At 55.6% G+C, this 10,879-nt stretch carries 8 protein-coding genes and 2 pseudogenes; 2 read left to right on the top strand and 8 right to left on the bottom strand.

What is annotated here, in order from left to right; genetic code table 11:
- Together IB248_RS17195 and IB248_RS17200 are read left to right on the top strand one after the other, a co-directional pair.
- Nucleotides 1-359: transposase (locus IB248_RS17195; protein ID WP_192241338.1), on the top strand; the 359-nt coding region annotated here is incomplete at its 5' end.
- A gap of 555 nt (nucleotides 360-914) precedes the next feature.
- A pseudogene (locus IB248_RS17200) lies at nucleotides 915-1,292 on the top strand (transposase); the annotation flags it as partial.
- Nucleotides 1,293-1,722: 430 nt separating this feature from the next.
- On the opposite strand, the gene IB248_RS17205 reads toward IB248_RS17200, so the two are convergent.
- The 8 genes and pseudogenes from IB248_RS17205 to IB248_RS17245 all read right to left on the bottom strand — a co-directional run bounded on the left by IB248_RS17205 (nucleotide 1,723) and on the right by IB248_RS17245 (nucleotide 10,808).
- Nucleotides 1,723-3,894, bottom strand: coding sequence for a hypothetical protein (locus tag IB248_RS17205; RefSeq protein WP_192241339.1), 2,172 nt, complete (start codon nucleotides 3,892-3,894; stop codon nucleotides 1,723-1,725).
- Complete coding sequence (locus tag IB248_RS17210; RefSeq protein ID WP_192241340.1) at nucleotides 3,887-4,963, bottom strand: toxic anion resistance protein; 1,077 nt, start codon at nucleotides 4,961-4,963, stop codon at nucleotides 3,887-3,889. Before IB248_RS17210 ends, IB248_RS17205 begins: the two co-directional genes overlap by 8 nt.
- The gene (locus IB248_RS17215; protein ID WP_169684119.1) at nucleotides 4,960-5,853 is read right to left on the bottom strand and encodes a hypothetical protein; all 894 of its coding nucleotides are present in this window, start codon (nucleotides 5,851-5,853) and stop codon (nucleotides 4,960-4,962) included. The genes IB248_RS17210 and IB248_RS17215 overlap by 4 nt, the downstream gene beginning before the upstream one ends.
- Before the next feature lie 33 nt (nucleotides 5,854-5,886).
- Nucleotides 5,887-6,877 (bottom strand): annotated as a pseudogene (locus tag IB248_RS31795) (IS30 family transposase); the annotation flags it as partial.
- Nucleotides 6,878-6,917: 40 nt separating this feature from the next.
- Complete coding sequence (locus tag IB248_RS17225; protein ID WP_192241341.1) at nucleotides 6,918-8,429, bottom strand: hypothetical protein; 1,512 nt, start codon at nucleotides 8,427-8,429, stop codon at nucleotides 6,918-6,920.
- A gap of 938 nt (nucleotides 8,430-9,367) precedes the next feature.
- Nucleotides 9,368-9,865 (bottom strand): DUF1269 domain-containing protein, encoded by a 498-nt coding sequence (locus tag IB248_RS17235; RefSeq protein ID WP_169684116.1) that lies wholly within the window; start codon nucleotides 9,863-9,865, stop codon nucleotides 9,368-9,370.
- 258 nt (nucleotides 9,866-10,123) lie between these two features.
- On the bottom strand, nucleotides 10,124-10,453 hold the full coding sequence (locus tag IB248_RS31800; RefSeq protein WP_246779263.1) for a helix-turn-helix domain-containing protein: 330 nt from the start codon (nucleotides 10,451-10,453) through the stop codon (nucleotides 10,124-10,126).
- Entirely contained in the window at nucleotides 10,335-10,808 is a 474-nt protein-coding gene (locus IB248_RS17245; protein ID WP_192241344.1) for an AraC family transcriptional regulator ligand-binding domain-containing protein, read from the bottom strand. The genes IB248_RS31800 and IB248_RS17245 overlap by 119 nt, the downstream gene beginning before the upstream one ends.
- Between the last annotated feature and the right edge of the window lie 71 nt (nucleotides 10,809-10,879).

Below are 10,879 nucleotides of genomic sequence, written 5' to 3' on the forward strand. Positions count from 1 at the left end.
CGGCAGACATGCTGGTCCATGAGATTTTGTCGCGCGGCTTACGCGATCGAAGGGCCGTCGCCCGGTACGCGGGTCTCACCGGGGCGCCGGACGAGAGCGGCAAGCGCCGGCGCGAGAAGGGATTGGCCCGGGCCGGCAATGCGCGCGTTCGCTACGGCATGATCCTGCTGGCGTGGCGCTTTCTGCAATTCCAGAAGGACAGCGCCCTTGCCGAGTGGTTTACGGCCCGCACCGCCGATGGTCGCGGCGGCACGCGCAAGACAATGATCGTGGCGCTGGCGCGCAAACTGTTGATAGCCCTGTGGAGATTGGTCACGACTGGTGAGATTCCGAGCGGCTTCGTTTTGCGCGCTGCCTGACGCCAGAGGAGGGAGACAGCCGATCCGGCGGGCCGGAAAAGGTCTGCTGACAAGAATCCGAGGTGGTGGTGAACCCGATCACTCACATGGCTTCTCAAGCCGCGCTGTAGAATGGGCCCGCCGCCCCAGAGCTTCGCCCAATGATGCGTATGCCTGCATCATGGTTTGCGATCCGCGAGGATCAACCGCATACAAGCTTGTGGCGCATTTACCGCGCCTGATGGCGAGCTCCCCTCGGAATTGCCTTGCTTGCTCAGGTCTCGCCCGACCCAAACGGCCTGCCGCCGTGCTCGTGACCGTCAAGGACAAGTCGCAAGTCGCTGCGCGATGGAGTGCCTGGCGGCCCTCCACCCTTGACTGTCACTGCGCGCCGCGGCGATCGCGAAAATAGGTCGGGACGAGGAGATGGTCGCCAATCGGCCGAACAAGGAGATGATGAGAAAATGAAATAGGAGCAGGCTTGACAATGCCCCATACAAGCGAGCGAGCGGCGGTCATCGAAGTTCTCCGGTAAAGTCGGGTTGCTGACACCAACCTGATTGGAAGGAACCACCGATGACCGATGTCATGATGAACCTGCGCACGCTCGTAGAGAAGACCCCCGACGCCGATATTTTGCGGGAGATGATCGGCTTCGCCGCCGAGCGATTAATGGAGATGGAGGTGGGGGCCTCCACCGGTGCCGCTTATGGCGAGAAGAACCCGTTGCGCATGGCCCACCGCAACGGGTACCGCGACCGGGACTGGGAGACGCGGGCCGGGACCGTCGAACTGCGCATTCCCAAACTCAGGAGGGGCACCTATTACCTTTCGTTCCTGGAGCCACGGCGCATGGCTGAGAAGGCGCTGACAGCCGTCATTCAGGAGGCCTACATCCAGGGCATCTCGACCCGCTCGGTCGACGACCTGGTTAAAGCAATGGGCATGAGCGGTGCCTCTACGGTTGCTCAGCAACTGGGCAACAGAAAGCCGACCGGCGATCGAGAAAGCCCGGATGGCGTATGACAGCCGTGAGGGGTGAGTCCAGAGCTTTGGAAGATTGACCCCTCGGATCCCCCGCTGCGGGCAGTCCGGCGAGAGTTCGACCATCGCTGCAATCATACTCCGCCATCAACAGCCATTGAACAACTATGCGAGCTGCAGCGCCAGCAAACGTCACTTCACCCCCTCGACGTAGACCGCACTCGAAAAAGCGTGGGAGCCAGAAATTCAGAGGTGATCGCGTATCATTGGATTATTGACGAATTGCTCTTTACGCCAGACAGGACTGCTACAATCTTTTAGAGGATCGGACGCGGTTGAACTGTGGTGCAATGGCTTAACTCCAATGGCCGCCGTTCGCGCAAAGCAGCTATTAGCCAATTCACTCAACGGCTGCCGTTAAAACTGCGAACTTCCGCTCGCGTGCCAAAGCTTCAATCCTGGTCTTGCGGCGAGAAGCGATCCCGAAAAGAGCAGCGGCAACCCCAGCCATAAGAATTCCCATGATCGAGGTAAGTAACAATCCCCTGCTCGCTGTTCGGACAAAATGCGTGCAGGCAACCGCTCCAGAAAGCCAATCAGATTTAGAGACATCAAGTTGATGGCTGGCAACCCAATCATAAATCAAGGCCAGTCGCTGCTGATGTGCGGCAGGGACAAGGTCGCGTGAGGATTGGACCTCTGAAAGCCTCTCGGATGCCTCGGCCGCGTCGCCTTCGATATAGGCAATCTGTGCCAAGGTATAGGCGGCAACGGCCCCGTCTACCGAGACCGGCACCATCTCCTGCGGCGACTTCAAGACGATGCCGCCATTTGCTGTCTGCTGGTGGAAGGCTTCTTGCCCCGCTGACGACCGAAGTGGCGTATCGGCAAGGATCGAGGGAGCTACCCGGCTCTTTGTCGCCTCAATCAACTGCCTGCGCACCGTGGTGGACAAGAGGTTTGGAGAGACCTCGTACCAGGAGTGCAAGATCGGGATGAGCATGGAAACCACATAGATGCCGAGAGCGGCGATCATGGCGGCCACGCCCATCGGCCTGGATCGGCGCATCAACACGACCACGCCTGCCACGCATAACGCTAGCGAAACCCACTTCATCAACCAGAGCATGAAGGAATACGAAGGGACCCTTGAGGTGACGGATGCACCTGATCGCTGAACAAGCGTGAGGGCATCACCTGCCAGCGACACCTGCAGGAACGCCGTGTTGCTTTCAGCGGCTGGGAGCCACAGAAGGTAAGCAGTGATAGCGGTTAGCACACTGGTCGCCAAAAGCGTCAACCCGGCGAAAAGGTAAAACCGCAGCCGCGCCTCGATCGCATCGACGACCGCTTCACTGTCTGAGATAGTTTTGGACTGCACAAGCCGACGGATACCGCCTGTCCCGAAGTGGAGGCGTTGCGCATTTGGCTCGGTTTCTTTTAGTTGTCCACGTAAGCGGTCGATGTCCGCCTTGGTGGCCGCAAGTCGATTGCCACGGGTGGCAATCCTGGCGCTCAGGCGATCAGACAGCGGCGAGATGAGGCAAAGCAAAATGCCCAATAGCGCAACGCCAAGCGAAATCCTCGTTCGTCCGCTATTGGCCGCCTGCAACTCTCTCTGAGCCTGCTCGCCAAACCCGCCCTCCAGGGTCACGAAGTTCCGGATTAAGCCTAATCTGTTCTGATCAAAGTTGCTTTTAAACAGAGGGCCTTCATCAAGCCGTGTAACTGCGGTGGCCGCCTTCTGCACATCTCCTCTTAGAGCGTATTCCTGCGCTAGGACGTAGGCCGCAACGTCCTTGTTGTCGACGCTGACAGAGGCGAACGTCGAGCCGCGAATAAGGGGATGCCCTCTTTCATCCTTTCCGACGCCTTCTTGCCCCGCATTGGCAACCAGGGACGTAAACAAGACCATGCGATATTTGGCGTAGGCGGGCGATGGGCCAAAACTCCGCGATAGATCGCTAACCGCAGAGAATACCAACGGACTTAACAACACCATGGCAACGACAATGCCGATGATTGTCCGTCGCGACAGCTCCGCATACATCAAAACGGTGGCAAGCGCGTAAAGGAACAGTATGAACGGCACGGTCTGCAGAAACTGGCTGGAAATAGCAAAAGTCGCGAGCAGGAACGCTGTCGCCAAACCAGCGAACACCCAGTGCCGCCGGACGATAGCGACTAGACCTACTGCTCCAAGAAGCCATACAACGATAGTTTCCCGCGAGCCAATAGGCCTCAGATTGGTCGTCACCGTATCCGGGTAGAGCTTTGGATCGGAAAACGTCACATTGGCAGCAAAGGCATCCGGCAAATAAATCCAGCCGTGCAGACCACTGAGGTCCGTTTGAACGGTGGAATGTAGCATTGCTGAGAAAAACAGGCACAGAAAGCCAACGAATGCACCGATTTGGCCCAGTGCTGAAATCTTGACCGAACGCATATTGAGGGCGGCAATAGCGGAATTATGTACCGTTTCCACGCGGGCCTTGTCAGCGGCGTCGATGTCTATCTGCGCGTTCTTCGCGACGCCCGAATGCCGCCTTCCAAAGGCGGATTGGCTAGCCATTCACCAGCCCTGTTGCCTTAACATTTTCGCGTAGCTCGTTGCGCAGCCGTTCCAGCTCACCGATAGCCTGCTTGCGTTGGTTCGCTCCTTGCTGGTGAGCCTCGCGCACATCCGTGAGCGTGGCCAGAATCTTGTCGTGAACGTGCTGCAGGGTCTCAACATCGACAACGAGCCTCTGGTTGGCCTTCGCAGTCGCTACCGAATTTTGGTGCAGCAGATCAGCGTTGCGACGCATCAAGGCATTCGTTGCGTCATCAATTGTATTCGCCAATTCGACAGCGCTCTTCTGTTCGTCCAGCGTGATTGCCAGCATGAACGACCGTTTCCACGCTGGTAAGGTGAGCTGACGGATTGTCTGAAATTTGTCGACCAGCGCAAGATTGTTGGATTGTATGATCCGAACCATCGGCAAGGTCTGCATCGCGCTGTGTTGCAGTACCTTCAGGTCGTCAACACGCTTGGACAACAATTGCCGGTTGGCTTCAAGGACAGCAGCTTTTTCGCTCGCCTCCATGCTGCGTTCAGACAAGTCAAGGCCACTGATCTCAGCGTCCATGTCGGCAAGTCGTATTTCAACAGCTTGGACGTGCTTGCCAAGAACGGCGAACTCGCTCCTGACGCCTTCGTACATTGTTTGATAGTCACGGTTCCGGCGGTTCAGCGTTTCAGCCGTGGTTTCGATCTGAGCCACCAACTTGTCGACTTGACCCTTGACCGTATCGAAACGCGCAATTGCCTTTTCCCTCGAACGAGCCAGCCGCTTCAGCAGCCCGCCGATCACAGGGATGCGATTTTGTGTGCTGCCGATAGCATCGAGGTTGAACTGCTGGGCTGCAAGAACAATCTCGTTGAGTTTGGTACCCGTTTGATCGAGATCGGTCGCGCGTGCCGAACGCAAGATGTCATCGGTGTACTTCGCCGAACGTTCGGCAATTTCCTGACCGAACTGTTGGATGGATAGGGCGGATTGAAGATCGATACTTGACGCCAGGCGCTCGACATCCGCATCGATAGTCGCCGGAGCTGCGGCCTCAGAACCGGTATTGTTTATACTTAGTCCGGTTGTCATCTGCTTCCAACCTTCTGTAAATGGTCGATGAGAGTGTTGTGAGATTGAAGGAACTCAACCGCTGGCTGGCTTCGGACACTGGTAACCTCGCCTTGTGCAATAGCCAGAGCGTTCCTCTGCCAGAGCGGCAGCAACATTGTTTCGATGTCAACGAACCTGTCGAGCAACATCGAAAGCGTGCTTTCCGACAAGCTCATCTGCTGGAGCGTTAGCGTGTTCGACGTTTCCATCGTTATAAGATTGGCAAGCCGGCGTTCGAACCGATCTACAACGAAGCTGTCTGCCGAAGCTCGGTATTTCACCAGCAGCGCCTTGGCCTCCTCGATGACACCGGCGAATTTCGACTGCTGCTCACCCAAGTCCAACTTGGCCTTCGCCAGAAGTGCCCTGATCCTGCGTCCATTATCCGCTGCCTGCCGCACTTCTCGGAAGGCGGTCATGACCCGATAGCTTGCAAGTTCGAACTGCAGCCGTGCTTCCACGTCCGCGCCAGTAAAGCGGCTGAGAATCGTTTGCTTCTTGAAAAATTTCTTCACATCGATTGTCTGCAGTAGAGCCACAATTCTTTCAGACCCGGACCGGATATCGAGAGCAGGTGTCGATTGGAGCAGGTCGCTGTTAATGTTGGGAACGCACGAAGCCCGGTCCAAAGCCTCGATAGCCGCGTCATTCAAAACATCTGGAAGTATCTTGCAGCTTCTACCTGAGGGTTGGCTATCGTAAAAAGCATTCGTCAATTTTAGCGTCACCCCAATGACACGATCAGAGACTTCTAAACGCAGAGCTGTTTTCAGCGAATGCAATCTACGTTTGATTGATAAAAAATAATTTAAACTAACAGAACGCCTTTTACCGTGTCGGTGCGGTGAACACTGTGAGCCGGTCTTCATTGCGGTTGGCGTCCGACGGCCACTTTCGGCAGTTCAATTGATCGCCGCAACACGTTCTGCAAATTTTTCCGCGGGCGTCTGATAAAGCAAGGTCTTTCTTGGACGTTCGTTGAGCTGCCTGACGATAGCATTGAGCTGGGCTTGGCTATGTACGGACAGGTCAGTGGCGCGCGGTAGGTATTGGCGCAGCAATCGATTGGTGTTCTCATTTGAACCGCGCTGCCAGGGTGATCTGGGATCGCAGAAGTAAATCTCAACGTCAGCGGCTATTGCCAGTCGTTGATGGTCAGCCAACTCCTTGCCCCGATCCCACGTCAATGATTTGTAGAGTTCGCCCGGCAGTTTCTGTGACTGCTTTATCAGCGCAGAAACTACGCTTTCGGTATCCTTATTGGCGACCTTGATCAGCATGACGTAGCGCGAGTGACGCTCGACCAGCGTCGCGATGTAACTGTTCTTCGACCCACCGATAAGATCGCCCTCCCAGTGACCGGGGACTGCACGGTCGTCAGCGGACGCAGGCCTCTCGCTTATGGAAATCGCATCCTTGATCTGGCCTAAACCACTTCGTTTCATGCTGGCGTGGCCGCGAACGACGGATCGTTCGGCTTGCCCTAAGGTGTTCAAGCAATTCCTTCTTCAGCACCCCGCGGGCTTGGATATACAGGCTGCGACAGATCGTTTCGTGCGACACCTGTTTGAGGGGCTCCCCTGGATATGTACGTTTGAGCCAGCCCGCAATCTGCTCTGGCGACCATTTCCGGTATAGCTTGGCAGACACTGTGCGGGCCAAGGACGCATAGCAAGCCAGCTTGCATGTCTTGGGACGCAAGGAGCGATCCCAGGCGGCCTGATCTGAGCGTGCGGCCCGATACCGGTCCGCTCCGCCATTGCGACCAACTTCACGGCTGATCGTAGATGGAGATCGGCCTAATGTGTAGGCAATCGATCGTAGGGAACGCTGGCTGCTCAGCCCACGGGATATTTCCTCGCGTTCATCCAGACTGAGTGCCTTCGGCGCGCGATGGGGCCGATCGTAGTCGATCATTTAGGCCACGCAATGCCTATGGTCGAAGGACCATCGGCAGCTGTTTCGATTTGCCGACATACACCTTTGAATGACCGGGCTTTCCCTCGGGCAGTTTCATTCCTTCGGGAAACTGGAAAGTAACCGAGTGGGCACCTGCAAGACCAGCAGGATAGCGTGCAAAAGCCCGCATCGCCACATATGTGTCCCGGCCCCGTTCAACGAGAGACCCGTTCTGCAAGAGCTGCAGCAATCCCGCTTGTTGCGGAAGGATCCGGTACGGCTCGGCGATGCGAGTGGCGATAACGTCTTTGGCATCGATATTCAAGACGCCACCAGGGCTGAAACTCCTAAGATTGGCAAGAGTTTGCTTGAATTGCATGATGCCGTCTTGTGACGGAAGCCCATCAAGGCTGAAGTCAGGCTCTTTCGCAGACCGACCGTCCTCGACTTCATCGGTGACAGCGCGGAAATCAGAAGGAAGGGCCATACTAAACGAAGTATAGCGTGAAATCATGCCATCGATATCGTGACCGATCAAAGACGTTAGCGCCTGTAGAAATTGGCGCGTTGTTGCGCTTCCGCTCTTGCCTTCAAAGCGACGACTGCATTCTCGATCCGAGACGAGCGTGACGACATCCTTGGAGACGCCCGTGACGCCAACCCCAGTCCATCCTGTACCATAGAAGGTTGTTACTCGCTCGACGTGCCCGGTCAAACGCCAGATCATTGGGGTAAAGGACGATACTGCCAAATAGATCGGCTCAGAACCAGCCGCTATCTCTATGGTTGCGATCTCGGTTACTTCATCCTGGCCAACAATGGAGACGTTCGAGAGAGTGCCTCCTTCATAGGCAGTGATCAGGTACACTTTCTGTCGTGCTGTAGCTTTCGGCAACCGACACTGCCGCTCCAGCCTATCTGCACGGGTGATCATCTCGCTCCGCGCTTGAAGTTCGCGTTTTTCTGTTGGGGATAGGAGACCGTCACCGTCTTTGTCGAAATAGGCGAAAGCCGCTGTTGCGAGTTCCTGAAGCTCGTCGGCTGTTAACTTCCCATCTTTATTGGGATCTAATTCCAGATACTTCTCAAGTTGAACAGACGAGCGGTCGCCTGAGAGATCATCACTCTGGTTCTGTGCGTAAGTGAAAGCCTCATCTAACGAGACCTTGCCATCTGCATTTGCGTCGGCACGAAGTAAGCCTGCTCTGGACCAAATCTCTTCTCGAAGATTGCTGAACTCTTGGGCGTCGACCACCCTGTCGGCGTTGACATCTCGCCCGAAGAACTCTGCCATTACTGCAGAAGTTCGGCCCGCCTTGTCGATCGCCTTTTTACGTTCAATATCGATGTTCGTCAGCGTCTGGTGGTCTTGAGCGCCCTGCCTTAGGACAGACATTACCATCGAGATGTACGCTTCTCGATAGTGGGCGATCAATGAAGATCGCACGAGAACGTCGGGGGGACGCTTGGACTCAGGCGTTTCCTGTGCCAGCCCAATCCCCCCAATCGATGCCATCGCAGCGGCCCAAATGAATGCTTTTCTCACGCGACATCTCTCCCTGAAAGCATTCAAGTATATATCGCGTGAGTTGCAATACATTGCAAACTTGTCGTATAAAATGCGAATCAATGTTCTGGAAAGCCGACTAAGGCAACACGTCACTTAAAAAGGCGGAGGCGGAAATGCGAGTCTTCAGAAGCGACCATCAGAGACCTACGGCAGATTACTGCTATCATTGATCTCGGGACTGCCGGTTGGAATTATCCGGCCGCATGGCTGCGGCAAACAACCGACGACAAGCCACTGGGGTTTAGTTCCATGGTGAGATTGCTTTCACGATTTATCGCAAAGTTCTTCCCGCCGGTACTCGTTATAGCGCTGGCATATTTCTCGGCAGTTTTGGCTTCGGCTGCGACGTACATAATCTTTGTTGGAACTTTGAGACACGCCGGAAGCCTGAATATCGAGACCTTTTGTTATGGACTTTTATTATACTCTGCTGGTTTTGCTGTGCTCTTTGCGATACCTGCAGCGTGCGCGGCTTTGGTGGCCTGGGAAAAAGGATATCGGAACGTCTTTTACTACGCGGCTACATGGGGAGCTGGAGGGCTTGTCTTAAGTGCCATCCCGCCAATGTTTCCCGACATACATCATGACGCTTTCTCGCATCTCAAGTGGCTAGTTTGGACCGTGACCGGTGCAGCGGGCGGGACCATTTATTGGATCGTCGCGGGGCGTTTCACTCGGGTCGTCAAGGCCAAACGTCACGTAGGATATAAGCCACCTGACGATCATTATTCTAAACGATGATACCGGCGGATATCGGCCGACTGCGGTAGAAAACCACCCGCTGCCGTCCGCTCCGCGTGTTCGCCCTTATTTTGCAAGACGTTAAAAGTTTGGGCTGAAGTAGCGGAGGTTACGATTGAAGCGTCAAAGAGTATTCGCGGGCCGAAGGGAAATGCGGCCTGTGGCCAATAGATCTAGCTGGTCGCAGCCGCTTTCTCCAAGGCGTCCCGCAAAACCTGTTCCTTCGTTTCATCGAGAGAGGTTTTGAGCACGACGCCACCAAAGGCGGAGATCTCCTTAAGGACCTTATCCGCCGTCATCTCGTGGATCAACACGAACAACGCCCCATTGCCCGGCTGGAGATTCGCAGCTAGATCCTTCATGAAAGCATCGTTGATGCCGACATCAGTGAGAGCGCCGCCTATGGCACCGGAAGCGGCACCAACTGCCACGCCCAATAGCGGATTAAGAAACAGAACACCGATAAGGAGGCCCCAGAAACTGCCCGACGCGGCACCGGCAATCGTGGTGTTGACCAACTGGTTCAGTTTGATCTTGCCGTCTTCGGCCTTGGTCGCGATGACAGCGTCTCCGACCTTTACCAAGTACTCCTTCTGCAGTCCGAGCAAGCGCTGGCGCACTTCCTCGGCTTTGGCTTCGCTGGGGTAAACAATTGCAATCAACGTAGACACGGCTATGTCCTCCATCAACGGAATTGCAGGCGTCGTTAAGATAGTAGCAATTTATGAAAAAATACAACCTGCCCCTGCGCCAATAGTCAATTAGGCACCTGTTGCCGCGTTCGCTTGTCGCCGTCGGCCAATTGTTTGTTTCGAGCTGCCAGAAACGTCTAGCGACAGCCATGCGGTACTACGGCGTTCGAGTACCACTGGCTTTCGATCGGTTCGCACACAATCTCGGCGGGCTGGCGCCAATGGAACTTGTTGAGACTATCCTGGGACGACGCCGGATGGCTCGATACGCGAGCGCCGATATTCCAATGGGCATTTGCCAGTCCAACAACGGCAAGGGTGACTGAAAGAGCTGGGCTGATGAAAACCATGCAACCACGCGATTTGCGATGCCGGAAGATCGTCCTCGTGGTAGCGCATTGCCAAGTCACGCCGTAGTTGGTCCAAGATTTCGCCAAAGCTCAAGCCTTCAGCTGCCTGATGTCGGTCGGCGTGTCTGGAAAATCCCGAATAGGATATGGCCAGATTTAATGTTCGTACCCCGCCGGTCGATCCGAAGTTCCAACGCTTCGCTGGCCACACGAGCATATCGTACAATACGGCGAAGGGCGTCGCCAAATGAATACGACGAGGCGGCCAAGTAGTAGATCATGCCGATCTCTCGCAGATCGAGCTGTTTCGCCAGAGTGAGGCCAAGCCGCTCGTCGTCGAGCGCCCGTGATGCCTCGCTCAGGAACTCAATCTGCGACGCTATGCTGATGCGTTTTCGCTCATCGAGCATAGCCTCGGTCAGGTGGATCGTTTCAGCAGGGGCAGCGGATCGATGTTTTTCTGTCTGATCCGGGAGAGTGCCCGGCACGAAGCCAACCCCCTTGGTCGTCGAGCAAAATAATTCGTCGACAAACTTGCGCCACTGCTGGTCTCTGACAAACGGGTTGGACATCGCTGCCACCGCGACACACGCAGCATGCGACGTATGGCAGCTCAGCGCAAATCTTTGTCCGCGCATGGCAA

It is taken from the genome of Rhizobium sp. RHZ01 (assembly GCF_014851595.1).
Taxonomy (GTDB): Bacteria; Pseudomonadota; Alphaproteobacteria; order Rhizobiales; family Rhizobiaceae; genus Rhizobium; species Rhizobium altiplani.